A 24,874-nucleotide genomic window follows, 5' to 3' on the forward strand; every position below is an offset into this window, starting at 1 on the left:
AAGGCGGCGTGCCCGAACCGGATCACCGGTTTCGGGCACGTCCCGTTTAATCGAAATGAGCCCATTGAGTTCCCCATCGTGAAAAAATCCACGGCCAAAGCGTCCAGCGCACTCGACTTTTCGCCGCCACTGCTGCGCCTGCAGGCCTCGAGTCCGAATCCGCTCGGCCGCAAGGTCGTGTGGGCGCTGCTCATCCTGCTGGTGCTGCTGGCCGTCTGGATGGTGGCCGGCCGGCTCGACATCGTCGCGGTGGCCGAGGGCAAGCTGGTCCCGCAGAGCTATGTCAAGATTGTCCAGCCGGCCGAATCGGGCATCGTCAAGGAAATACTGGTGAAGGAGGGCGATACCGTGCGCGCCGGGCAAGTCCTGATGCGCATGGATACCCTGATCACCGACGCCGACGCCAACTCGATCGCGGCCGACTTGCAGGGCAAGCGCCTGGCGCTGCGCCGGGTCGATGCCGAGCTGGCCGACGCCGCGTTCCAGGCCCAGCCTGGCGACTCGCCGCACCTGCTGGCCGCCGCCCAGTCCCAGTACCGCGCCAACCGCGCCGCCTTCCAGGCCGCGCTGGCCGAAGAAAAAAGCCGGCTGGCCAAGGCCAGGCAGGACCTGGCGGCGGCGCTCGAGATCCAGCGCAAGTTCAGCGCCGTGCTGCCGCACTACCGCGAGCAGGAAAAGGCCTTCGAGAAGCTCGGCAAGGATGGTTTCGCAGGCGGTGTGCTGGTCAGCGACAAGCGGCGCGAGCGCATCGAGAAGGAGCAGGAGCTGGCGACCCAGGACCACATGATCGAGTCGGCCAAGGCCGGCGTGCAGCAGTCGGAGATGAAGCTGGTCCAGATCGATTCGGACTACCGCCGCCAGCTGCATGTCGAGCGCGGGGAAGCGCAGCGCGCTTTCGACCAGCTGTCGCAGGAACTGGCGAAGCAGACGCACCGCAAGGAACTGCTCGAGCTGAAAGCGACGCAGGACAGCGTCGTCAAGGAGCTGGCCACGCATTCGGTCGGTACCGTGGTCCAGCCGGGAACGGTCCTGCTGACGCTGGTGCCGAACGACGAAACCCTGCGCGCCGAGGTATGGCTCACGAACGACGACATCGGTTTCGTCAGGCAGGGCCAGACCGTGCGCCTGAAGTTCGCGGCCTTCCCGTTCCAGAAGTACGGCATGCTGGAGGGGACGGTCGAGCACATCGGCGCCGACTCGGTCGAGAGCGGGCAGAACGCCGGCGCCCAGGCCACGCCGGGGGCGACGCAGCCCTCCACCTTCAAGGCGCTGGTGACCCTGAAGAGCGCCTCGCTCGAAGCCAACGGTACGCGCTTCCCCTTGAGCGCCGGCATGCAGGCCAACGCCGAAATCCTGCTGGGCACGCGCACCGTGCTCGAATACCTGCTCTCGCCGATGCAGAAGGCCTGGCACGAGGCGGCCCGCGAACGCTGATGGGATGGTGGCAGGGCGTAAAAAAGGGAGCCGAGGCTCCCTTTTTTTATGGATGAGAACTACTGCCGCAAGCTTTATTGTTTCAACACCCGGCGCAGCGTGCTCGACAGGTCTTCGACCGAGAACTTGGCCACATAGGCGTCGGCCCCGATGTTCTTCACGTGTTCTTCGTTCGTCGTGCCTGACAGCGAGGAGTGAATCACCACCGGCAGGTTCGCCAGTCGCGCGCTCTTCTTGATGTTGCGGGTCAGCGTGAAGCCGTCCATCTCCGGCATCTCGAGGTCGGTCAGCACCAGGGCCACCTTGTCGTAGACGCTCTTGCCTTCGCTCTCGGCGGCATTCGCGATGCTGCCCAGCTGCTCCCAGGCTTCCTTGCCGCTTTTCGTCATCACGAAGGGCAGGCCCATGGCTTCCAGGCCCTGCTCGATGAGCGCGCGCGCCACCACCGAGTCGTCCGCTGCCAGGATGATCGAACCCGGCTTGATCTGGATCCTGGCGCCGACGCTCTGCGGGTTGATCGTCGACCCGGCTTCAGGGTTCATGTTGCGCAGGATGGTTTCGACGTCGAGCACCTGGGCCAGGCGGCCCGGCTCGCCGTTTTCGCCCTCGAGCCGGGCGATGCTGGTGACCATGCCGCTGCCGGCGCTGCTCTCGGCCGACATCACCTGGCTCCAGTCGAGACGCACGATTTCTTCGACGCTCTCCACCGCGAAGGCCTGCGTGGTACGCGCGAATTCGGTGACCAGCATGATGTTCAGGCCGGTCTTCGGCTTGACGCCGGCGATTGCCGGCAGGTCGAGCACCTGGATGATCTGGCCGCGCAGGTTCACCACCCCGAGCACGTGCGCCGGCGAACCGGCAACGGCGGTAATGGCCGGCATCGCCACGATCTCGCGGATCTTGAATACGTTGATGCCGAACAGCTCGTTATGGTTGCCGTTGTCGTCGCCGCCAAGGCGGAAGAGCAGCAGCTCGAATTTGTTGGTACCTGCCAGCGTGCTGCGCTCGTCGACTTCCTGTTGAACCGATTTCATTTTTCGCCCTGAGTGGAGTTAGTTCCTTCAGGAAAGTATTCTAGCTGCGAAAATGGCGAAATGCGTCAAGTGATCGTCAAACTGGCATCGGTTTGTTGCTGTCCAGGTCTAAAAAACCACGAATCAGACGATACGCTTTCCACAACCACGCCAAGCCCCAGATAGCAACGGCGAGCGGGAAGCCGATAATCGTGGCGAATATGATACCGCCGACCACCATCCAGACCATGTAATACCAGAACGAGCGAATCATCCAGGTGTGATGGCTGTAGACCAGGGTGCCGCTGGTGTCCGGGCGCTTGACGTAATTGACGATCAGCGGCAGGAAGGACAGCATGCCCAGCGAAAAGAAGAAGGTACAGGCGTGGACCAGGTAGAGGACGCGCGCCAGTTGTTTGGCGTCTTGCGTCCCACGGTCCAGAACGAGTTGCTGCGACATGGTTGGCTCCTTGGAGTGGCTCCGCACGGGACGACCCCGCCTGGCCCGATTGTAGCAGCGATTTGTGGCGATTTCGCTAACGCTGCCAATCGGGCGCGGGAGCGTCCATGGCGCTAGAGTTTCGACTGCACCCAGGCGACAATGTTGCCGGCGTCCATCGCACCGGGCTGGCGCGCGATTTCCCGGCCGCCCTTGAACAGGGCCAGGGTCGGGATGCTGCGGATCGCGAAGCGCGCCGACAGGTCCTGCGCCAGTTCCGTGTTCACCTTCAGCAGGCGCACCCGCGGTTCCAGCCGGCCCGCCGCCTGCGCATAGGCGGGCGCCATCATCTTGCACGGACCGCACCACTCGGCCCAGAAGTCGACCAGGACCGGGATGTCGTTACGCGAAATGTGGCGTGCGAAGCGCTCGGATGACACGTCGAGCGGGCGCCCGGTGAAGAGCGGCTGGGCGCACTTGCCGCAGACCGGGTTGTCGGCCAGGCGCGCGGGCGCGAGCCGGTTGACGGCATCGCATTGGGGGCAGACGATGTGGATCGGGTCACTCACGATGATGGCTCCTCGGTGGTTGGCACAAACGTATTGTAAGCCGCACGGCGGACGGCCGCCGGCGTGCCCGGCTCAAGCATGCGACGTGGGCCGTTAGCCGCGCGTACAATCGCCCCGAGCATACTTGCAGAATCGCCAATGAAAAAAACGAACGACCCTTGCCCGCATTTGATCGGTTGCGCCGGCTGGAACATCCCCAAGGAAGCGGCCGCCGCCTTCCCGGAGGCGGGGAGTCACCTCGAACGCTATGCCGCCGTGTTCCCGATGGTGGAGATCAACTCGTCGTTCTACAAGCCGCACCGCCCGCAAACCTATGCGCGCTGGGCCGAGAGCGTGCCGCGCGACTTCCGCTTCGCGGTCAAGGTGCCGCGCGCGATCACGCACGACGCGCAACTCCGCGACATCGACGAGCTGCTCGCCCGGTTCGCCGGCGAGGTCGGCGAATTGAAAGACAAGCTCGGTTGCCTGCTGGTGCAGTTGCCGCCGAAATTCGGCTTCCACGACGAGACGGTGCGCGATTTCTTCCTGCGCCTGCAGGATACCTTCGGCTGCATGATCGCCTGCGAAGGGCGCCACCCGAGCTGGTTCAGCGACACCGCCACCGAACTGCTGCGCGAGCGCGGCGTCACCCGCGTGATCGCCGACCCGGCGGCCGGCCAGCCCGGCCCGCACGTGCCGACGACAAACGACGTCTACATGCGCCTGCACGGCGCGCCGCGCATTTATTACTCGTCCTATTCGCGCGACTACCTGGCCGCGCTGGTGCGCGAGCTGGAGGAGCACAAGGCCGCCGGGCGCACCGTCTGGTGCATCTTCGACAATACGGCGGCGGGCGAAGCGGTGCCGAATGCCCTCGACGTGTTGCGCGCATGCCGGGACGGCGTACCTCTTTAAAGGTGATACTGGCGGCATGGTCACGGCGACGTTTCGCTTTTACGAGGAGCTGAACGATTTCCTGCCGCGCGAGCGGCGCGGATGCGCGTTCACGGTTCCCTGCGCCCGTGCCGCGACGACGAAACACATGATCGAGGCGCTCGGCGTGCCGCACACCGAGGTCGAGCTGATCCTCGTAAACGGCGAGTCGAGCGGCCTGGATCGCCTGCTGCTTGAGGGCGACCGCGTCGCGGTCTACCCGAAATTCGAGACCTTCGACGTCGCGCCGCTGCTACGGATACGCGACAGGCCCCTGCGCCACCTGCGCTTCGTCGCCGACGCCCACCTCGGCGGCCTGGCGCGGCTGCTGCGCATGGCCGGCTTCGACACCCTGTACGACAACGGCTTCGATGACGAGGAGATCGTCGTCATCGCCGGCGAACAGGGGCGGGTGGTGCTTACGCGCGACCGCGAACTGCTCAAGCGCCGCAGCGTGACGCACGGCTGCTACCTGCATGCGATCAAGCCGGCGCTGCAGTTCCGCGAGCTGTTCCAGCGGCTCGACCTGGCAGGCATCGCCCAGCCGTTCAGCCTCTGCCTGCACTGCAACCTGCCGCTGCGGCCGGTCCCCAAGGAAGAGGTCGCCCTGCAGTTGCCCGAATCGGTACGCCAGCGGCACAATGAATTCAATACCTGCGACAGTTGCGGGCGCGTGTTCTGGAAGGGCTCGCATCACAGGCGGATGGCGGCGATGCTGGAAGCGGTGACCGTGCCGGCTGCGGTAGAATCAACAGCGCCTCCCCAACCTGGACCCTGGTAGCGTGAGCGATCCCATCCCGAACCTGCCGAATTTGCCGTTCCCGATCCGCGTCGAGTGCCCGCCCGGCGCCTGCGTCTGCGAGCGCAACCGCCTGCTCGCCGAACCGGGCGCGGACGTGCGCCCGCTCGCCATCGACCGCCGCCAGGAGCTGAATTTGATCGCGCGCATCGAGCGCGTCGACAGCTACGAGGACCTGCAGCACGTGCAGGCGCTGATCCGTAAGAACATCGGTGCCGAGCTGCGCATCGAACCCGGACCGAACGAAGTGCGCACCATGCGCGGCATCCTCATCGTGCTCGAGGAAAAACCGGGCCTGTGCAAGAAAGTGCGGCAATCAGTGGCGGCGGCGGTGCGCAAGCGCCTGCAGGAGCGCCCTGAGATCGCTTGGTCGATCCTGAATGCGAACGACCTCTTTGGTTCCGGCTGAAGTCTCGTGCTGGCCAGGGTTCAGATCTTCACGACATATTTGAGGATGATGCCGACCAGCAGCGCCGCCGCCATCGCCAGCGACAGGGCGCCATGCAGCACGTCCGAGCCGATCGACACGTCGCGCGTCATTTCTTCCTTGCTGATCTTCGCGACCCGGCTCAGCACGACGGGACGCAGCAGGCCCTGGATGCCGAGCAGGATCAGGCCGACGCCGCACAGGGTTTCGCCGATCAGGTCGCGCTGCATGCCGTTCCACAAGCCCATGCTGCCGAGGCCCATGCCGAACAGGAACCAGAAAGCGCGCGAGCCGGGGTAGCGGGAAAATTTCGATGTGTCCATGATCAAATGCTAATGGTGAAACTGCACATTATAGCCATGGCGCGAGAGCCGCCGTGGGCGAAAAAAAGGCCGCATGAACGATGCGGCCCTTCCGTCGTGCAGGTGCGCGGGTTAGCGGCGGCGGTAATGGCCGCGGTGACGGTGTCCACCCCAGCTGCGGCCGAAGCTCAAGCCCAGACCGATCGAGACGGGCGGAGTCCAGTAAGGATCCTGGACGTAGACCGGCGGATAGCCATAGCCCGGCCCGTAGAAGGGTTGCGCGCCATACCCCCGCTGCGCCCCATACACAGGCGCGCCCGGCGGGCCCGGATTGACGATGACGTTCGAGCTGGTGACGACCCCGGCGTCCCCGGCGCGCGCACCGGTGCCGAGCGGCACCGGCGTGACCGAGACCACCTGCCACTCGCTCGGGTCGCCCGACTGGGCAACACTGCGGGTGCCGTAATTGGCCGGGCCCGGGCCCGGCGTGGCGCAGCCGGCGAGTGCGGCAAGGCCTGCGATGACGAAGATGAGTTTTTTCATGACGGTCCTCCTGATGTCGCCATGATAGTGACCGCTTATCCATTTTGGCGTGGAATTACAGCTTGTTACACTCGCATCGTCTTGGCGTCCCGCCTTGGTGGAGTCGTTCGTCCGCCTAACCCACATCCGCCCGCGTGCTGCCGGAGACGAAGGGCGCCAGCGGGACGGCATTCGCCATCGCCTGGTAGCCCGCGTCGTTCGGGTGCAGGTGGTCGCCGCTGTCGTAGGCCGGCATGATGCGTACCGGATTCGCCGGGTCGCGCAGGACCGCCTCGACATCGAACAGCGCGTCGAATTCGCCGCTGGCCCGGATCCAGTTGTTGGCCGCGCGCCGCACCGCCTCGCGCGCGGCCGTGTAATACACGAAGCCCTCGAAGGGCGGCAGCGTGGCGCCGATGACCGCAATGTCGCGCGCGTGGGCCCGCGCGATGACCTGGCGCCAGCCGGCTACCAGTTCCGCGACGGGAATCGGGCTGGTGCCGGAGCTGTAGCAGATGTCGTTGATGCCGATGAGTGCGATCAGGTAGCGCACGCCGGCGGTCGCCAGCACGTCGCGGTCGAAGCGCTCGAGCGTGTCGCGCCCGGCGAGCAGGGCGGTCGGATAATCGTTGAGGAGCAGGTTCGCGCTGATGCCGCGGTTGACCACGCCGATGCGCCCGGCCGCGCCGAGGGCGGATTGCAGGCGCCGCGCCAGGTAGTCGGGCCAGCGCCGGTTGGCGTTGCTCGTGCTGCGCGCGCCGTCGGTGATCGAATCACCCAGCGCGACGATGGCGGGCACCGAGGCATCGACGTCGATTTCGGTGAGGAAGGGCCAGGACGAGATCGAGCGCGCTACCGGCAGTGCCAGCGTGGACGTGTAGTCGCCGGCGGCCGACACATAGCTGGTCTGGAAGGCGGCGTCGTGGATGGTGGTGGCCTGCACCGTGCCCGGCAGGTACAGGCTGACGGCGAGATCGGCCTGCGCTGGTACCACCAGGTCCACCGGGTCGGACAGCGCGGGCGCGCCGGCCGGGATGGTAATCGAGGCCACGCCGCCAAAGCTGAGCGGCCGTGGGCTGGCGATCGCGGCGCCGCTCGTGCGCAAGGCGATCGTGGCGCGTCCGATGCGCAGCGGCGTGCTGCCCATCTCGTTGGACACGCGGATGAGTACCCGGCCCCCGCCGATGCTGGCGCGCGCAATCAGCCGCAGGGTCTGGCCGGTAAAGCTCTGCACGCTGGCCGACGGCGGCGGGCCGGCCGGCGCGGTGCCCCAGGTGGCGCACCAGCGCTCCGCTGGGCTGGTCTGGGCCCGAGCGGGCAGCCCGGGAAGCGCCAGTGCGGCGCCCACCGCCGGGCCGGCAAGGAGGAAGCGGCGCCGAGTAGGGGCGGCGCTGGGCGGCTCGGCGGACTGGGCGGGCGAGACGTCTTTCATGATGTGCTCCTGTGGCAAGTTGGCAGGCTCCGCGCATGCGACGTGCATGGCGGGCGCGCCCCAGCCAATCTAAGTCGCCGGCAGGACCGACTCAAGAGGCGCTCGACAGGAGTTCTGCGCTGGCGCAGGAATTGATCAGATACTGCCTGTGCTTGGTTTATCCTCAAGCAATTATTTGCTTAATACAATGTATTTGCAGGGGGGCGGCGGCAGGAGGCGGGCCGCGATCCCCTGCGAGTATGCTAGCCGAGCACCGTCAGCACCCCATCGAGCCCGCTGAAATTGAGCGCGACATCGGCCTGCGCCCGCACCACCGGCTTGGCGCGGAACGCCACCGACAGGCCGGCGACGCTCATCATCTTGAGGTCGTTGGCGCCGTCGCCCATGACGATCGCCTGGCGCGTCCCGACGCCCAGCTCCGCGCACACGCGTTGCACGGTGCGCATCTTCTCCTCGGCGTCGACGATGCCGCCGATCACGCGCCCGGTCAGCCGGCCGTCTTCGACTTCCAGCAGGTTGGCATGCGTGTAGTCGAGGCCCAGCCGGCTTTTCAAGCGGTCGGTGAAGAAGGTGAAGCCGCCGGACACCAGCAGCGTTTTCAGCCCGGCCGCCTGCACGGCGGCGAGCATCGTTTCCGCACCGGGCGAGAGGCGCAGGCGCTCCTCGTACACCCGTTCCAGGCTGGATGCTTCCAGGCCCGCGAGAAGCGCGACGCGGCGCGTGAGGCTGGCGGCGAAATCGAGTTCGCCGCGCATCGCCGCCTCGGTGATCTCGGACACCTCGGCCTTCAGGCCCTGCATGTCGGCGATCTCGTCGATGCATTCGATGGTGATCAGGGTCGAGTCCATGTCCATCGCCACCAGCGCGAAGTCGGCCAGGGTACGGCCGGCTTCGATAAAGGTGGCATCGACCTGCGCGCCCAGGGCCGCCGCGTGCACCGCCTCGATTATGTCTGTCGAATGGGCGACGTCCTCGCCACGCAGGGCCTTGTCGCCGATTGCCGCCGTGCGCGCGGGCCGGGCGAGGGCGGCAACCGCTTCCAGCGTCGCCATGGAAGCATTCGGGCCTTGTACTACCAGATTCATCGTCTTCGTCATTGTCTATGCCAACAATTGTTTGATTGTCTGCTTCACCTGCAGCACGCGTGCCGCCAGGTCCGGCATGGCGGCCGTGATGCGCAGCTTGTCCTGGCCGGCCAGCTTGATGTGGCGGTTCTTCTGGATCAGCGTGATGATCCGGACCGGGTCGATCGGCGGCTTTTCCATGAACTGCAGGCTGGCCGCTTCGCTGTGGGCGTCGATCTTGATGATGCCGACCGTTTTCGCCGCGATGCGCAGGCGGTGGGTCTCGATCAGGGCTTTCACCTGCTCGGGCAGTTTGCCGAAGCGGTCGATCAGCTCTTCCTGCATGTCGTCGACCTTGCCCTGGCTGTCGCAATTGGCCAGGCGCTTGTAGATCGACAGGCGCTCGTGCACATCGCCGCAGAAGTCGGCCGGCAGCAGGGCCGGCACGTGCAGGTTGATTTCGGTGGTGGAGGACAGGGGCGCCGCCAGGTCCGGCTCCTTGCCCGCCTTCAGCGCGCGTACCGCCTCGTTGAGCATGTCCGAGTACAGCTGGAACCCGATTTCCAGCATCTCGCCGGACTGGTTTTCGCCCAGCACTTCGCCGGCGCCGCGGATTTCCAGGTCGTGCATCGCGAGATAAAAACCGCTGCCCAGTTCTTCCATCGCCTGGATCGCGTCGAGGCGGCGCTGCGCCTGCTTGGTCAGGTTTGATACGTCGGAGACCAGCAGGTAGGCATAGGCCTGGTGGTGCGAGCGGCCGACGCGTCCGCGCAGCTGGTGCAGCTGGGCCAGGCCGAATTTATCCGCGCGGTGCATGATGATCGTGTTCGCGGTCGGCACGTCGATGCCGGTCTCGATGATGGTCGTGCACAGCAAAATGTTGAAGCGCTGCGCCACGAAGTCGCGCATCACCTTTTCCAGATCGCGCTCGTGCATCTGGCCGTGGGCCACGCCGATGCGCGCCTCCGGCAGCAGCTCGCGCAGCATCGTGTAGCGGTTTTCGATGGTGTCGACTTCGTTGTGCAGGAAGTAGATCTGGCCGCCGCGTTTCAGCTCGCGCAGGCAGGCTTCGCGGATGACGGAGCCGTCTTCGCTGCGGACAAAAGTCTTGATCGCTAGGCGCTTTTGCGGCGCGGTGGCGATGATCGAAAAGTCGCGCAGGCCTTCCAGCGCCATGCCGAGCGTGCGCGGGATCGGGGTCGCGGTCAGCGTCAGCACGTCGACTTCGGCGCGCAGCGCTTTCAGCGCTTCCTTCTGGCGCACGCCGAAGCGGTGTTCCTCGTCGATGATCACCAGTCCAAGGCGCGTGAACTTCACGTCCGGCGACAGCAGTTTATGAGTGCCGATCACGATGTCGAGCGTGCCGTCGGCCATGCCCTTGATCGCGTTGTTGATCTCCTTGCCGGTCCGAAAGCGCGACAGCTCGGCAATCTTCACTGGCCAGTCGGCGAAGCGGTCGGCAAAGGTCTGCGCGTGCTGCTCCGCGAGCAGGGTGGTCGGCGCCAGGATCGCCACCTGCTTGCCGCCCATGACGGCGATGAAGGCGGCGCGCAGGGCGACTTCGGTCTTGCCGAAGCCGACGTCGCCGCACACCAGGCGGTCCATCGGCCGGCCCGAGGTCATGTCCTTGATGACGTTGCTGATCGCCTCGGCCTGGTCCGGCGTCTCGTCGAAGCCGAAACTCTGGGCGAAGTTCTCGTAGTCGGTGCTCGAATATTCGAAGGAGTGGCCGGTGCGCGCCGCGCGCCGCGCGTACAGGTTGAGCAGCTCGGCGGCGGTGTCGCGCACCTGCTCGGCGGCTTTGCGCTTGGCCTTGTCCCACTGGCCGGAACCGAGGCTGTGCAGCGGTGCGTCTTCCGGCGAGGTGCCCGAATAGCGCGAAATCACATGCAGCTGCGACACCGGCACATACAGCTTGGTGTCCTTGGCGTATTCCAGGTGCAGGAACTCGGTCTCGCCCTCGCCCAGGTCCATGCTGGTCAGGCCCATGTAGCGGCCGATGCCGTGGTTGATGTGCACCACCGGGTCGCCGATTTTGAGCTCCGAGAGGTCGCGCACCATCGATTCGACCTGGCTGGTCGCTTCCTGCTTCTTCTTGCCGGCGCGCCGGCCGGAGCCGGCATAGAGCTCGGTCTCGGTGATGAAGGCGATGCAGCCGCTCGATTCTTCCAGCAGCTCGAACCCGGCCTGCAGCGGCGCCACCCCGAGCGCGACTTTCGCGCTGCTTTCGCGCATGCCCTCGAAGCCCTCGACCGGGGCGATGTCGAGCTTGTACTCGTTGAAGTACTGCTGCAGCGTTTCGCGGCGGCCGTTCGACTCGGCGCAGATCATCACGCGGCAGCCGGTTCGCAGGATGAAGGAGCGCAGGTTGGCCAGCGGGTCTTCCAGGCGGCGGTTTACGGCGATGTCGGGAATCGGCACCGACAATTCGGACGCAGGAGTAGTCGCATCGCGGGCGATGTTCCAGCGGCCGCGCGATTTGGCGCAGGTGAAGAACTGTTCGTTCGAGAGGAACAGCTCGCGCGGCTCGAGCAGCGGGCGGTCGCGGTCGCTCTTCAGGAAGCGGTAGCGCGATTCGGTATCCATCCAGAAGCGGGCAACAGCGGCGTCGATGTCGCCCACGAAGGCCAGCGGGCTCTCGTCCGGCAGGTAATCGAAGAGCGTTGCCGTCTCTTCGAAAAACAGCGGCAGGTAGTATTCGATGCCGGCCGAGGCGATGCCGCTGCCGATGTCCTTGTAGACCGTGGAGCGCGACGGGTCGCCCTCGAAACGCTCGCGCCAGCGGCTGCGGAAACTCGTCCTGGCCGCGTCGTCCATCGGGAATTCGCGGCCCGGCAGCAGGCGCACCTCGCGCACCGGATACAGCGAGCGCTGGGTGTCCGCATCAAAAGTGCGGATGGTTTCGATCTCGTCGCCGAACAGGTCGAGCCGGTAGGGCAAAGCCGACCCCATCGGGAACAGGTCGATCAGGCCGCCGCGCACCGAATATTCGCCCGGCGACATCACCTGCGACACGTGGCTGTAGCCGGCCAGCGTCAGCTGCGCCTTGAGCTTCGCCTCATCGAGCTTTTCGCCCTGGCGGAAGAAGAAGGTGTAGGCAGCGAGGAAGGACGGCGGGGCGAGGCGCACCAGGGCGGTGGTCGCGGGCACGACGAGCACGTCGCACTGGCCGTTGCGGATCTCGTGCAGGGTGGCCAGGCGCTCCGACACCAGGTCCTGGTGCGGCGAAAAGGCGTCGTAGGGCAGGGTTTCCCAGTCCGGCAGCAGGTGGCAGGACAGTTTGCCCTCGGCGAACCACGGGATTTCGTCGAGCAGGCGCTGGCCGTCGCTGGCGTTGGCGACCACGACGGTCAGCATCTGCCGCTCTTTGCCACTGCGCGCCTTGAAGGCGAGGGCGGCTACCGACAGTGCATAGGCGTCGGACGAGCCGGACAGGGCAGGCAGGACGAAACGGGTACCGGGCTTCGGGAGGTGCTTTGTGAGATCGAAAGGCATGCAGGCGGGCAGTGTGCAGTCGGGCCGATGGGTCGTCCATTATAGACGAACCGACCCGCCGCTGCCCCGCCCACCACCCGCACTGCGCGCAGGTCAGCGCCGGCGCATGCTCGAGACCAGCACGCCGGCGATGATGACGCCGAACCCGGCCGCATGATACCCGTGCGGCGCTTCGCCCAGCAGCGGCCAGGCCGCCAGCGTGGCGAACAGCGGAATCAGGTAGACCGACATGCTGGCGCGCGCCGGGCCGGCAACGGCCACCAGCCGGTCGAAGCAGAAATAGGCTCCGAGGCTGGGCACGCCCGCCAGGAAGACCAGCGCCACGTACAGACGCGGGTCGCCGAAGTTGGGCAGGGCGCCGCTCATGCCTTCCAGGGCGGCAAAGGGCAGCAGCACCAGCGCGCCGCCACCGATCAGCGCCGCCAGCTTGACCGTGGCCGGCATGGCGGGCAACGGCAGGCGCCGCCCCAGCACCGTGTACAGGACCCAGCCGCAGGCGGCCAGCACTACCCACAGGTCGCCGGAGCCGAAAGCCAGGCCGCCGAGCGCTCCGGGCTCGCCCTTCGACAGCACGATCAGGATGCCGAGGATCGCCAGCAGCATGCCGCCCGCCTGGTTTTTCGACAGTGGCGCCTTCCAGACCAGCGTTTCCAGCAGCGTCACCAGGGCCGGGCAGGCCGCAAAGATGATCGCGATGTTCGCCGCGCTGGTCTGCCGCGCGCCGACGTATTGCGGACCGACCGCCAGCCCCATGCCCAGGCCTGCAAGCAGCAGGATGCGTGGCCAGTTGGCCCGCAACACACCGCGCAGCGCCCACAGGCGCGGGCCGACCGTCGGCAGCAGGATCGCGAACGCGAGCGCCCAGCGGCCGAAGGCGAGGAACAGCGGGGGAATGGCGGCGCTCTCGGCCCAGCGTGCAACGAGCAGGTTGGCGGCAAACAGAAAGGGGGTGACCAGCATGAGCGGCAGCTCGGCGGAGAATGAATCATCTCCAAGCCCCAGCCCATGCCCCGCCCGTGAAACTGCTTCTGACACAAAGACTCCGAAACGAAATGCTGCGAGCGCAAAAACCGCGGCGTTTCCCCTCACGGGGCATGCCTGAGAGCGGCGCTCATGGCAAAGCGATATTTTACTGCAGCGCACAAAGAATATTCTTTCGTTCCGCGGGGCGTAACGGCCTTTTTCATAAAGGGTCTTCTATGTTTCGGTTAAACTATAGAAGAATCATCCAGAGTACGTAGTAATACTGAGAGGAGTAGTGGGAAATGAAAGACGGAGTGCTCGACGAGATCGACCGCAAGATCCTGCGCACGCTCAGCCAGGACGGTCGCATCAGCAACCAGAAACTGGCCGACACCGTGAACCTGTCGCCTACGCCTTGCTGGCACCGCGTGCGCGCGCTGGAAGAGTCGGGGCACATCAGCGGCTATGCGGCCGTGCTCGACCAGCGCACGCTGGGCCTGCCCGACACGGTCATCATCGAGGTGACGGTCGACCGCCACGATGACGAGATCTTCCAGGCCTTTTCGGACGCGCTGGCCGACCTGCCGGAAGTAATGGAAGCCTACCTGCTGTCCGGGGAATACGATTACCTGATCAAGGTCGCGGTGTCGGGAACAGAGGGTTATGAGCGCTTCCTGCGCCAGAAGCTGTATAAACTGCCGGGTGTGCGCCACACGCGCTCGACGTTCACCTTGCGTTGCCTGAAGCGCACCGTGTCGGTCACGCCATAACGGACGGCTTTAAAGACGACTACTTCAGCTTCTTGCGCAGCGCGTCCAGTTCCATGCGCAGCGCGCCGCGGTCGCTCTTCGCCGCTGCCAACTGCGCTTGCAGGTCCTTGACCTCGGCCGCCAGGCTGTCGCGCGCGGTGGTGGCGCCGACCAGTTCCATCTCGGCGGCCAGGCGCGCATCCGATTGCGTCGCCGAGGCGGCTACGCTGCGCTCGAGCTGGCCGCGCAGATCGGCCAGCTGGGCGTCCTTGCCGTCGATCGCCAGCTGGTCCTTGGCCTTGCTGACCAGGGCGTCCATCGCGACCTGGCGCGCGTTGCGCAGTTCGGCGTTCAGACGCTCGATTTCTTCGTTGCGTTCGTCGGCGATCGCCTGCGCCGCGTCGCGCGCATCGCTGGCGCTCTCGGCTTGTGCCGACAGGTCGGCGCGCTCGGCTTCCAGGCGTTCGCCGGCGGCGATCAAGTCGTCCACGTCCGCTTCAAGACGGGCCAGCGCCGCGCGCTGTCCCGCGCCGGCATCGACGGCGTGTTGCTGGGCCCATTTTGCCAGGTCGGCGACGAGCGCGGCCGGCAAGGTGGCGGGTGGCGCTTCCGGCCGCTGCTCGCGTTCGCGGCGCCACGTGTGCAGGTGGCGCCCGATGGCGCTCGCCGGACCGTCGAGCGCCTCGCGCAGTGCTTCGAGGGTGACGGGCGTGCCGGCGTCCTGCAGGTCGGACGCTGCGGCGGCGACGCATTCGTAAGTGGGGTCCTGGCGTAGCGAATCGGTGGTCATGAAGCGACATGGAGGGTGGTGGTTGGCCCGTATGATACGCGAGCCCCGGCTGTCTCGGCGCTGCAAGAATCGCGGGAACGGCCAACTGGGCCCCGAACCGGGCAGGACTGTGGCATTATTGCCTCAACGTAACATTTCGTCATTATCACGCTGGGACAGGACGCCGCCCGGACACACGTTCAGGCGGCGCCATCGACGGTGAATGCCGCGAAGCCGAACGGATGGTTCTGCGAAGTGACGCGCCAGCGGCTGACCGTGGCGCTGACATCGATCGGTCGCTGCCGAATGGCAGGGGTAGCGGGTGTTCGCTCACGGTTTTCTGGTCAGCATGCAGGAGCGGGAATGATAACCGAGCTCTTGCAGCAGAAACAACAAATCCAGGGAAATGCGCATGCCAGTCAAGGCTGCCGCGCAGGAGCGGCAGTCGCTTCAGGCGTTCGCTACGGCCGCTGCCCGGTTCGCCACCCCGAACGGAACGTGCACCATCGGGATGGTGCCGCCCGGCGAAGCGCGCAGGTGCGTCATCTGGTCATCGAAAAAGATGTGTGGCTTGAACACCGACAGCACGCGCGACTTGTCCATGCCGCCCAGGAAAAAGGTTTCATCGGCCGACACGCCCCAGCTTTTCAGCGTGGTCACCACTCGCTCGTGCGAGGGCGCATTGCGCGCCGTGATGATCGCGATGCGCACGATGCGCCGATAGTCGGCGTCGCGACGCTGGGCGCGCTCTTCCAGGCGCTGCATCATGGACAGCTTCTGGAACATGTTCGCCAGCGGCCCCGGCCCGTGCGGGCGCGTCATGTGCAGGGTTTCGTGGGCGTGGAATTCGTCCAGGTCGTTGTTGCGCTTGAAAACCGACTCCGATTCGTCGTCGGCCAGCACGCCGTCGAAGTCGAAGGCGACGCGCAGTTCGAGATCGTCGTCCTCGTCGGCAATTTGCGACGGCAGGACCAGCCCGGCCGGATAATTCGCGTCGATGGCGCTTTTCACGTCCGCCTCATGCGCGCTGAGGAAGAGCGACGCATTGAAGGCCGGCAGGTAGGAATAGGGCGACTTGCCGGCCATGAATGCCGCACGCGAGATGTCGAGGCCATAGTGGGCGATCGAACGCATGACGCGCAGCCCGGTTTCCGGCGAGTTGCGCGAAAACAGGACAACCTCGACCGGCGACTGGCGCGGGAAGCATTTATTGATGTTCAGGAAGCGCCGGATGAAGGGAAAGGCCACGCCCTTGCCGAGGATGGCGTCGAGATGCTGTTCCTGGTACAGGCGGTACTCGTCCGCGCCCTTGTCGAGATAGACCTGGTGCGATTCGGACAGGTCGAACAGGGCGCTGGAGGCAACGCCGATGACGAGTTTTTGTTCAATCTGAAAAGGCATTCAATTCTCCTGTGGACGCAAACGGATGGCGGCCAGGAGGCGGTGGTGGGGCGCGCTGTCGCTTTCTGCGGCGCGCTTCATCGTGGAGGAGCCTCGGACCTGGGAAATCCGATTCTACCTGACAACGAAGTGGAAAATAGGAGACAGAGAATTGAAGGGGAGGCCGGGAACCCCGGCCCGACGACACGCCGCGAGGCGCGCCGCACCCATGCTGGAAAACTTAGCGGCCGGTGCCGGTGCCGGTCGTGGTGCCGGTCGTACCCGTGGTGCCGGTCGTGCCGGTGGTACCAGTCGTGCCGGTACCGGTGCTGTCGGTCGTGCCCGTGGTGCCGGTCGCGCCGGTGCCCGTGGTGCCCGTGCCCCAGTTGCCCGAGGTGCCTGCACCGGTGGTGCCCGACGAGGTGCCGGCGCCGGTGGTGCCCGAGGCGCCGCCCGAGGTCGTACCCGAGGTGCCGCCGCTGGTGCCCATCGAGCCTGAAGCGCCGCTGCCCGACGAGGTGTCGGTGGCGGTGGACTTGCAGGCTGCCAGGCCCAGGCCCATCAGGCCGGCCAGGATAACGCTCAGAGTGGTGCGTTTCATATTATTTTCCCTCCTTGGTTGTGTGAGGTCTTCATCATGGGAGCGCTCTGTTCCGTTCACCATAGGAAGGGAGCGAGAGTGCGTGTAGGAGATACCGGACAGTTAGTATTCAGTGCGGGTAATAATCAACGACGCTCGCCTGTCGTGGCTGCGCTGGCTCCCTCGACGCTGCCGGCCTTTGGATCGGTGCCGCCCGTGGTGCCGGACGTCGGATTGGCGCCCGGCGCACCGGTGCTGCCGCTCGTCATCGAGCCACTGGAGCTGCCTGACACGCTTGTTTCCATCGAATTACTGCCCGGGGGCGTGCTGCATGCGGCCAGGGCGGCGCAGGCAGCCAGCGAAATGGCTGTCGCGAATCGCTTCATGGTTATCCTCTCGTGGTGATGACAGGTTTTCATGATGCGGCGGCACGATCGGCGGCGCCATAGGAACACCGCCGGTGGCCTTGTAGGACGGATCGGACGCCGCGCGTCGCACGTCGCACGAGACGACGGACTCAGGCCGCGCGCTGTTCCCGGATCCAGTCCACCAACGCATCCGAGACGACGGGCCGGCTGAACAGGTAACCCTGGCCCTTGGCGCAATGCTGGGCGCGCACGGCGTCGAGCTGGGCCGCGGTTTCGATGCCTTCGGCCACGGTGTTCATGCCCAGGCTCTGGGCCACCTTGACGGTTGCCTCGATCAGCACCCGGTGGTGGTGGCTGGTGTCGGCCTTGCAGACGAACGAGCGGTCGATCTTGACGGTGTCGACCGGCAGCAGGTGCAGGCTCGACAGCGAGGAATAGCCGGTGCCGAAATCGTCGAGCGCGAGCTTGATGCCAAGCGCCTTCAGTTCGTGCAGGCGCAGCTGGATATGCTCGTCCTGGGCGGCCAGGCTCTCGGTCACCTCGAGCTGCAGGCAGGCGGGGGGCATGCGCGTACGCGCGAGCGTGGCCGCCACTTTCGCGGTCCAGTCGGGCTGGGCGAGCTGGGCGCGCGACAGGTTGACCGCCATCAGGCGCGGGGCATCAAGCCCGAGCACCGCCTGCCAGCGCATGAAATCGGTGCAGGCGCGCTCGAGCACGAAGTCGCCGATCTGGTCGATCAGCCCGCATTCCTCGGCCACGCCGATGAAGTCGAAGGGGGGCACCAGGCCGCGGGTCGGATGCTGCCAGCGCACCAGGGCCTCGACGCCGGCCGAGTGGTCGGTGCTGCCGTTTGGGTTCAGTCCCACTACCGGCTGGTAGACGACAAACAGCTGTTCCTCGGCCAGGGCCAGGCGCAGCTGGGATTCGATGTCGGCGCGGCGCTCGGCGCGCTCGCGCAGGGCGCGCTCGAACACGACGTGGCGCGCGCCGCCGGCGCGCTTGGCCTCGATCATGGCGATGCTGGCGTCGCGGATCGCATTGTCGGCATCCCCGGCGATGCTATCCGCCCCTGCGCCCCACAGCACCCCAATGCTGGCGCGGCACGCGACCTGGGCGCCGTCTACCTCGTGCGGCCGCGCAAGGGCGTCGAGCAGGCGCACGGCCAGGCGCTCGGCTTCGTCCGGATGGCGCAGGCCGTCCAGCAAGACCACGAACTCGTCGCCGCCGACGCGCGCCACCAGGCCGGCGCCGCCGGCGGACGGATCGATCCTGCCGTGCGGCGCCAGGCCGCCGGCGCGCATGCGGTCGGCCAGCGCGGTGAGGAGCCGGTCGCCGATCGAGGCCAGCAGGCGGTCGCCGGCCGACTGGCCGAGCGTGTCGTTAATCTGGCGGAAACGGTCGCAATTGAGGAACAGCAGGGCGAACGAGTCCCCGCCGCGCTCCGTCCCGGCACTGCGCTCGAGCAAACCCTGCAGCTGGTCGCGCGCCGCCGCGCGGTTCGGCAGGCGCGTCAGCGCGTCGGTGCGGGCAGCGCTGCGCAGGCGCCGGCGCAGGGTTTCCTGCTCGCGCTGGGCATCGAAGGTGGCGTCGGTGATGGCCGCCATCAGGCGCTCGGCGTCGAGTTTCATCAGGCTGATCGATAGCACCTGCGGCGCGCCCGGCGCGCTCTCGCCGCCGACCGGCACGCGCAGCGCGTCGCACACCACGCCCGAAGGCTCGTCGAAGGCGTCGGCCATCTGCCGCACCTGGGGCGCGACCGCCTCGAGCACGGCAAACAGGTTGTCGAGGGCGCCGTCGCGCGCGAGCGGCATCAGGAGGTTCGAGGCCATCGGGTTGAGCATGTCGACCGTGCCCGCGAGGTCGGTCTGCACCAGCCCGATCGGGGCGCGGTACAGGAACTGGACCAGGGCTTCGTAAGCGTCGATCTGCTCAACCTGCATGGCGGCTTCGCTGTGGAGTGTTTTCATGGTTGGGCAGGTCGGGAGTCCAGGCGGCGACGCGGTTGCGCCCGCCGGTTTTCGCAGCGTACAGCGCCTGGTCGGCGCGCTTGATGAGGGCGTCGATGCCATTCGATGCACCCGCGGCCCCGGCGGCGAGCACGGCGACGCCGGCGCTGACGGTATAGGCGATCTCGGCGCCGTCGACGGCCACCAGCCGGGTCGAGACGGCAACGCACAGGCGTTCGGCGATCGCCAGCGCCTGCGCAAGGCCGGTCGACGGCAGCAGCACGGCGAATTCCTCGCCGCCGATGCGCGCCACAGTGTCAACCGCGCGGAAGGTGTCGCGCAGCGCGTTGGCCAGGTCGCACAGGACGCGGTCGCCGGCCGGATGGCCGTGGCGGTCGTTGATGTGCTTGAAGTGGTCGGCGTCGAACACCACCAGCGCCAGCTGGCGCGGCGTGTGCGCGGCGCGGTCCAGTTCGAGGTCCGCCGCCTCGAAGAAGGCGCGGCGGTTGGCCAGGCTGGTCAGGTGGTCGCAGAACGCCGCCTGGCGCCGCTTCTCGCTGGCGGCGCGCTTGTCGCTGATGTCGCGCAGGATCAGGCAGTAGGCGGGCGCGCAGTCGCGATCGTGGTCAACATCCCGGTCGTCGAGGTCGAAAGCCTCGCGGTCGGGCAGGGGTGCGATCAGCGCGCTGCCCCAGAACTGGCTGCCGTCGGCGCGCAGGCGCAGGCCCTCGTCCATGCTCCAGCCGTTGTGATCGGCTTCGCGCAGGCGGTCGAGCAAGTGCTCGGGCGTCATCGCATCCTGGGGATAGAAGACGGAGTAGGGCGAGCCGACTACGTGCTCGCCGAAGCCGGTGACGCGCGCGATGCTGTCGTTCCAGTCGCACAGGCGGCCATGGCGGTCGAGCGCGGCCAGGGCGTAGTCGCTGATGCGGGTCAGGATGGCATTGAGCCAGGCGTCGCTCTGGCGCAGCTGGCGCTCGCGCCGCACTTCGGCGGTGACGTCCTTGATGACCGCCATCAGGCGCGTGTCGTCGAGCTTGAGCAGGGTGAGCGAGAGGATCTGCGGCGTTGCGCGCCCCTGGTCCGACGCGCGCAGGTGAATATGCAGGCCCTCGAATACCATGCCGTGGTTGCTGGGGTATTGCCTGCACTGGAGGCGCAGGTCGGGCGCCACGTCTTCCAGGGCGGCGAACAGGTTCGTCAGGTTGCCGTCCGGCGACAGCGGCATCAGGAGCTGGGCCGAGATCGGGTTGATCATCACGATCTCGCCGTCCATGCCCGCCTGCACCAGCCCGACCGGGGCCAGGTAGAGGAACTGTATCAGCGCCTCGTGCTCGGCGCGGAGCGTCTCCAGGCTCTCGTCGGCTGCGATCACCGGCGCTGGACCAGGACGTAGCGGGTGGCGCCGCCGGCGCTGGCCAGCAGGCGCAGCTTGACCTTGATCGGACGCATGCGCAAGGTCAGCACATAGTCGATTGTGTCGTCGAGCTCGCTACCCTCGTCCGCCGCATCCTCGAAGCGCTGGGCGACCAGAAAATTGTTCAGGCAGGGAGCGACGTTGGTGAACAGCGGCTCGCCGATCACCCGCTGCGGCGACAGGCCGGCGGCCTGCGACTCGACCGCGTTGTAACGCTGCACGACGCTGTCGGCGTCGAAGCCGATCACGCCGAAGCCGAGCGCGTCCAGCTGCTCCTGGTCACAGGCGTCGAGCAGGTCGGCCAGACTGCGGGAATCGAAGGTGGGGGAAGTGCTGGTCATGTAAAGGCCTCGGATAATGCAAATCGTCTTTTAATTGACTTGCGGAAACTAAATGGTGGCATGGGGCCGCCCGGGTGTCAATGTGCGGGCAGCGCGAGTAGGCGATTTTATCGTGCGGTTGACAGAATCGTGTCGAGGCTGTCACGATCCGCGTGACTTATTTGTTGAAATGGAAACGATGGACCCCTTCGAGCGCGCGCAGTGGTGGCGGCATGCACCTTCCCTGGAACGTGTCGTGCGCGACCTCCTGGCCTTCGAACTGGCACAGGCGCGCCCGGGGCGCGTCCTGCCGCTGCAGCCGTGGCCGGCGGAGCTGGACTTGGTGGCCGACCTCGGCGCCGATTCGCTCGACCTGATGGGTGCAGGCACAGCGCTGGGCGACCTGCTGGGTTTCGGCCGCTCGGGCATGATGGATGCGCTGCTGGGGCGCCCGCTGCTGGCAGGCTGGGTCGAGGCTGCCCGCACCAGTCTCGCAGGCCATGACGCCGAACTGGTATTTCGCACCTCGGGCAGCTCGGGCGCCCCGAAGCGCTGCACGCATTCGCTGGCCAGCCTGTGGCGCGAGGTCGACGCGCTGGCGCGGCTGGTGCCGGGCCGGCGCCGCATGCTGTCCGCCGTGCCGGCGCATCATATCTATGGCTTCCTGTTTACCGTGCTGCTGCCGCAGGCGGGCAGGGAAGCCTTGCCGGTGCTGGACCTGCGCGCCCAGTCGCCGGCCTCGCTCGCGGCATGGCTGGAGCCAGGGGACCTGGTCGTGGCCCATCCCGACTTCTGGGCGCAGGTGGCGGCGCTGGGTCCGGAATTCCCGCCGGATGTAACCGGAGTCACCTCGACCGCACCGTGCCCGGACGCTGTCGCCCAGGCCCTGGCAGGGGGCGGCCTGCGTCTGCTGCAGGTCTACGGCAGTTCCGAGACCGCGGGCGTCGGCTGGCGCGATGCGGCCGCCGAGCCGTACCGGCTGTTCCCGTACTGGCGCCGGACGGACATCGACAACACGCTCGAGCGCGACGGTGCCGGCGGGGTAGAGCGCCAGGCGCTGCAGGACCGGCTGGTGTGGAGTGGGCCGGACCGCTTCGTGCCGAACGGGCGCATCGACAGTGCTGTGCAGGTGGGCGGCACCAACGTGTTCCCCGTGTACGTGGCCGAGGTGCTGGCAATGCACCCGGGAGTTGCCGAGTGCGTGGTGCGGCCCATGCGCCCGGATGAGGGCACGCGCCTGAAAGCCTTCGTTGTCCCGAAAGCGGGGGCCCATGACGCGACCGCTCTGCGGGTAACGCTCTCGAGCTGGATCGGCGAACGCCTGGCCCCCGCCGAGTGCCCGGCCGCCTACTCTTTCGGTTCCGCGCTGCCGCGCCAGCCGAGCGGAAAATTAACTGACTGGATCATCGACGCCTGGGACTGATGACGCCGCTGAACGACCTTACCGAGCGGTGGCGGTATCCATCCCGCGGTGCCAGGAACCGGCAAATAGCCGAGGCCTTACATGAACCGGGTCTTCAGGAAGCCCGAATAAAAGTCCTCCGCGGGCAAGGGCCTGCTGATGAGGTAGCCTTGGATGCTGTCGCACTGTGTGCTTTCGAGTAATTTACGCTGTTCAGGAGTTTCGATCCCCTCGCAGACCACGGTCAGATCGAGCGACTTTGCGAGTGCTACGATGCCGGTGATCAGTGGCAGCGCCGTTTTGTCGACGGTGAGTCCCGTCACGAACGAACGGTCGATCTTGATGGCGGTAACGGGCAATCTGCTGATATAGGCGAGGTTCGAGTACCCGGTACCGAAATCGTCGAGCGCGATACGAAAACCCTTCTGCTTGAGGGCTGCCAGCACCTGCGCTGCCGCGTCGAAGTCCTGCGCCAGCATGCTTTCTGTCACTTCGAGCTTGACGAAATGTGCGCTGAGACCGTGGCCCTTGATCGCTTGCTCCATCATCCCGGGCAGGTCGCGGCTCGCGAGCTGGCGCGCCGACACGTTGACCGACATCTGGAGCGAATGCCCGAGCTCCTGCCAATGGCGCAGTTGGCGACACGCTTCATTGAAAACCCATGCACCCATCTCGACGATGAGAGGCGATTCTTCCGCAATCTCCAGGAAGGCCGACGGGCTGAGCAAGCCATATTCGGGGTGTTGCCAGCGGATCAGCGCCTCTGCTCCAACTACGCAGTTGTCCATCAAACTGACCTGGGGCTGGTAGTGCAGGAGAAACTCGCCGTTATGAAGCGCATGCAGCATGTCCTGTCGCAGGCGATGTCGCCGCAGGTTCCAGTTGTTTACGTCGCCGTTAAAGACGGTAATCGCGTGCCGGCCCTTGGATTTCGACAGGTACATGGCGGTGTCGGCCTGGTTGATCAGGTCGTCTGCCGACATGTTGGTTTTGCCCGCCAGGGCTATGCCGATGCTTCCGCCCAGTGTAATTTCCCGCTCCTTTACTACGATGGGAGCGGCAATACTGTCTAGTATCTGCAGGGCCAGGATCCGTACCTTTGCTTCGCCGTCCCCCGTCACGATAATGACGAACTCGTCCCCGCTGATCCTGGACGGATAGCAAGTGTCGGAGGAAAAACCAAGTAGCCTGCGTCCGATCTGCTCGAGTACTTCGTCCCCTGCGGCGTGCCCGAACGCATCGTTGATTTCCTTGAAACGGTCCAGGTCAATGAAGATAACCGCCACTTCTTCCCTGGCCGCGCCGCTTGTGCCAAGTCGTCGACTGAGCGTCTGAAGGCAGGCGCTGCGGTTTGGCAGGTCCGTCAGCGAGTCATGGGTCGCGGAATAGACGAGTGCCAGCTCGTGCTTCTTGCGCTCGGAGATGTCAAGGAAGAATACCGTCAGCCCATCGTCCGATGGATACGCCCTCGCTTCGAGCCACCTTCCGACCGGGGCATAGAAGGCCTCGCACTGGCTGAACTGCTGGGTGCGCATTGCATGATGGTAGGTATCGTAGAACGCGCCGCCTATCGCTTGTGGAAATTCATCCCATAGATTCTTCCCGATGAGGTCCGCGGGGCGCCTGTTGAGCCACTCGCCCGCCTTAGCGTTCATGTAGGTGCAATTCCACCCCCGGTCGAGCGAAAAACATCCTTCGGTAATGCTGCCGAGGATGGAAGCTACCTGGGCATTGGCACGGGCGGCCTCGCGTTGCGCCACCTGCTTTGCGGTGATGTCACGGCCGACGAGCAACAAGTGGTCCTTTGCTTCGGTTCGGGTTGCGGTCCACTCGATCGTGATCCTGTCGCCAGCCCTGCACGTATATTCGGCGTTAAACCTGCTTGGCTCGTTTTGCAATAGCAGCGTCCGGAACTGCATTCGGGCGTCGGCGAGACGCTCGGGCGGGATAAGCATGACGGCGTTTTTCCCGACCAGCTCAGCAGCCGACCATCCGGATATGGCCTCGAAAGCACCGTTGACCTGGACGATTGTCAGGTCGGCGGCGACCTTGAGATACACATCGGGAGACGTGTCGATAAAAGCCTGCTTTTCCTTCAGCGCATGAACAAATTCCGTCTCGGCCGTGACCTCGTGCTGGATACCCACGAAATGGGTAATGTCACCGCGGGAATCGGTCACCGGAAACATGTAGATGCGTATCCAAAACATCTGGCCATCTTTCCGGTAGTTGCGAAGCAGCGCATCGCATGAGGTGCCGGTGCGCACGGCGTTCGCGATGACCGTGCGTCCGGGCTGCTGCCGGTCATCGTTCTGAAGAAGCCGGCAATTGCGTCCAAGCACCTCCTCGGCACGATATCCCGTTGCGCGCTCGAATGCAGGGTTCACGAGGATGATGGGATTGTCTCGCGCTTTCGCATCGGTAATCAGGATCGGAGAATTGCTGAGCTGTAGCATCGTACGAAAAAATCTTTCGCTATCGTTGCCTATGGCACTAAGGTCCATCTGTCAGCTCCTCCCTTGTCTTTACGCCATATTACTGGTCAGCGCAGTTCGTTGTCGCACTTGACACA

The 24,874-nt window shown here is 65.8% G+C and carries 23 protein-coding genes; 6 read left to right on the plus strand and 17 right to left on the minus strand.

Translation table 11 applies throughout. The features are described 5' to 3' along the window. Positions 1-78 precede the first annotated feature (78 nt). The gene (locus tag ACFPN5_RS12570) at positions 79-1,434 is read left to right on the plus strand and encodes an HlyD family type I secretion periplasmic adaptor subunit (RefSeq protein ID WP_379783686.1); all 1,356 of its coding nucleotides are present in this window, start codon (positions 79-81) and stop codon (positions 1,432-1,434) included. Positions 1,435-1,508: 74 nt separating this feature from the next. On the opposite strand, the gene ACFPN5_RS12575 is transcribed toward ACFPN5_RS12570, so the two are convergent. The 3 genes from ACFPN5_RS12575 to trxC form a co-directional block, all read right to left on the minus strand. After that, the gene (locus ACFPN5_RS12575; protein WP_379783688.1) at positions 1,509-2,468 is read right to left on the minus strand and encodes a chemotaxis protein; all 960 of its coding nucleotides are present in this window, start codon (positions 2,466-2,468) and stop codon (positions 1,509-1,511) included. 76 nt (positions 2,469-2,544) lie between these two features. After that, the gene (locus ACFPN5_RS12580) at positions 2,545-2,907 is read right to left on the minus strand and encodes a DUF4870 family protein (protein ID WP_379783690.1); all 363 of its coding nucleotides are present in this window, start codon (positions 2,905-2,907) and stop codon (positions 2,545-2,547) included. Positions 2,908-3,020: 113 nt separating this feature from the next. Next, positions 3,021-3,455, minus strand: coding sequence for a thioredoxin TrxC (gene trxC / locus ACFPN5_RS12585; RefSeq protein ID WP_379783691.1), 435 nt, complete (start codon positions 3,453-3,455; stop codon positions 3,021-3,023). A 138-nt stretch (positions 3,456-3,593) separates the two neighbouring features. Here trxC and ACFPN5_RS12590 point away from each other — a divergent pair, with 138 nt between their 5' ends. Genes ACFPN5_RS12590 through ACFPN5_RS12600 form a run of 3 tightly spaced genes read left to right on the plus strand, consistent with a single transcriptional unit; the run spans position 3,594 to position 5,575 of the window. Then, a complete protein-coding gene (locus tag ACFPN5_RS12590; RefSeq protein WP_379783693.1) occupies positions 3,594-4,349 on the plus strand; it encodes a DUF72 domain-containing protein in 756 nt (251 codons plus the stop codon). A gap of 16 nt (positions 4,350-4,365) precedes the next feature. Continuing rightward, complete coding sequence (locus ACFPN5_RS12595) at positions 4,366-5,148, plus strand: Mut7-C RNAse domain-containing protein (RefSeq protein ID WP_379783695.1); 783 nt, start codon at positions 4,366-4,368, stop codon at positions 5,146-5,148. 1 nt (position 5,149) lies between these two features. After that, positions 5,150-5,575 carry a hypothetical protein gene (locus tag ACFPN5_RS12600; protein ID WP_379783697.1) on the plus strand — a complete coding sequence of 142 codons (426 nt, stop codon included), beginning with the start codon at positions 5,150-5,152 and terminating at the stop codon, positions 5,573-5,575. Positions 5,576-5,595: 20 nt separating this feature from the next. Here the strand turns inward: ACFPN5_RS12600 and ACFPN5_RS12605 are convergent, their stop codons facing one another. The 6 genes from ACFPN5_RS12605 to ACFPN5_RS12630 all read right to left on the minus strand — a co-directional run bounded on the left by ACFPN5_RS12605 (position 5,596) and on the right by ACFPN5_RS12630 (position 13,368). Beyond that, a complete protein-coding gene (locus tag ACFPN5_RS12605) occupies positions 5,596-5,916 on the minus strand; it encodes a hypothetical protein (RefSeq protein WP_379783698.1) in 321 nt (106 codons plus the stop codon). Between the two features lie 111 nt (positions 5,917-6,027). Next, positions 6,028-6,438: a hypothetical protein gene (locus ACFPN5_RS12610; protein ID WP_379783700.1), complete on the minus strand. Its 411-nt coding sequence runs from the start codon at positions 6,436-6,438 to the stop codon at positions 6,028-6,030. Positions 6,439-6,553: 115 nt separating this feature from the next. Continuing rightward, complete coding sequence (locus tag ACFPN5_RS12615) at positions 6,554-7,849, minus strand: SGNH/GDSL hydrolase family protein (RefSeq protein WP_379783702.1); 1,296 nt, start codon at positions 7,847-7,849, stop codon at positions 6,554-6,556. A gap of 242 nt (positions 7,850-8,091) precedes the next feature. After that, complete coding sequence (serB, locus tag ACFPN5_RS12620; protein ID WP_379783704.1) at positions 8,092-8,934, minus strand: phosphoserine phosphatase SerB; 843 nt, start codon at positions 8,932-8,934, stop codon at positions 8,092-8,094. A 15-nt stretch (positions 8,935-8,949) separates the two neighbouring features. After that, positions 8,950-12,408: a transcription-repair coupling factor gene (mfd, locus tag ACFPN5_RS12625; protein WP_379783706.1), complete on the minus strand. Its 3,459-nt coding sequence runs from the start codon at positions 12,406-12,408 to the stop codon at positions 8,950-8,952. 93 nt (positions 12,409-12,501) lie between these two features. Beyond that, a complete protein-coding gene (locus tag ACFPN5_RS12630) occupies positions 12,502-13,368 on the minus strand; it encodes a DMT family transporter (protein WP_379783708.1) in 867 nt (288 codons plus the stop codon). A gap of 305 nt (positions 13,369-13,673) precedes the next feature. Between ACFPN5_RS12630 and ACFPN5_RS12635 the strand changes: the two genes are divergently transcribed. Then, complete coding sequence (locus tag ACFPN5_RS12635) at positions 13,674-14,141, plus strand: Lrp/AsnC family transcriptional regulator (protein ID WP_379783710.1); 468 nt, start codon at positions 13,674-13,676, stop codon at positions 14,139-14,141. 19 nt (positions 14,142-14,160) lie between these two features. On the opposite strand, the gene ACFPN5_RS12640 is transcribed toward ACFPN5_RS12635, so the two are convergent. From ACFPN5_RS12640 to ACFPN5_RS12670, 7 genes are all read right to left on the minus strand, one after another. After that, positions 14,161-14,910 carry a DNA-binding protein gene (locus tag ACFPN5_RS12640; RefSeq protein WP_379783712.1) on the minus strand — a complete coding sequence of 250 codons (750 nt, stop codon included), beginning with the start codon at positions 14,908-14,910 and terminating at the stop codon, positions 14,161-14,163. Positions 14,911-15,339: 429 nt separating this feature from the next. Next, positions 15,340-16,290: a 5'-nucleotidase gene (locus tag ACFPN5_RS12645; protein WP_379783714.1), complete on the minus strand. Its 951-nt coding sequence runs from the start codon at positions 16,288-16,290 to the stop codon at positions 15,340-15,342. Positions 16,291-16,510: 220 nt separating this feature from the next. Further along, positions 16,511-16,870, minus strand: coding sequence for a hypothetical protein (locus ACFPN5_RS12650; RefSeq protein WP_379783716.1), 360 nt, complete (start codon positions 16,868-16,870; stop codon positions 16,511-16,513). A gap of 125 nt (positions 16,871-16,995) precedes the next feature. Beyond that, on the minus strand, positions 16,996-17,235 hold the full coding sequence (locus ACFPN5_RS12655) for a hypothetical protein (protein ID WP_379783718.1): 240 nt from the start codon (positions 17,233-17,235) through the stop codon (positions 16,996-16,998). Between the two features lie 131 nt (positions 17,236-17,366). Then, positions 17,367-19,184: a putative bifunctional diguanylate cyclase/phosphodiesterase gene (locus tag ACFPN5_RS12660; RefSeq protein WP_379783720.1), complete on the minus strand. Its 1,818-nt coding sequence runs from the start codon at positions 19,182-19,184 to the stop codon at positions 17,367-17,369. Next, on the minus strand, positions 19,147-20,538 hold the full coding sequence (locus ACFPN5_RS12665) for a sensor domain-containing diguanylate cyclase (RefSeq protein ID WP_379783722.1): 1,392 nt from the start codon (positions 20,536-20,538) through the stop codon (positions 19,147-19,149). Before ACFPN5_RS12665 ends, ACFPN5_RS12660 begins: the two co-directional genes overlap by 38 nt. After that, a complete protein-coding gene (locus ACFPN5_RS12670; protein WP_379783724.1) occupies positions 20,535-20,921 on the minus strand; it encodes a PAS domain-containing protein in 387 nt (128 codons plus the stop codon). The genes ACFPN5_RS12665 and ACFPN5_RS12670 overlap by 4 nt, the downstream gene beginning before the upstream one ends. Before the next feature lie 178 nt (positions 20,922-21,099). Here ACFPN5_RS12670 and ACFPN5_RS12675 point away from each other — a divergent pair, with 178 nt between their 5' ends. Then, on the plus strand, positions 21,100-22,323 hold the full coding sequence (locus tag ACFPN5_RS12675; protein WP_379783726.1) for an AMP-binding enzyme: 1,224 nt from the start codon (positions 21,100-21,102) through the stop codon (positions 22,321-22,323). Between the two features lie 77 nt (positions 22,324-22,400). Here the strand turns inward: ACFPN5_RS12675 and ACFPN5_RS12680 are convergent, their stop codons facing one another. Continuing rightward, complete coding sequence (locus ACFPN5_RS12680; protein WP_379783728.1) at positions 22,401-24,806, minus strand: sensor domain-containing protein; 2,406 nt, start codon at positions 24,804-24,806, stop codon at positions 22,401-22,403. Between the last annotated feature and the right edge of the window lie 68 nt (positions 24,807-24,874).

The organism is Massilia niabensis (genome assembly GCF_042655085.1).
GTDB lineage: Bacteria > Pseudomonadota > Gammaproteobacteria > Burkholderiales > Burkholderiaceae_D > Telluria > Telluria niabensis.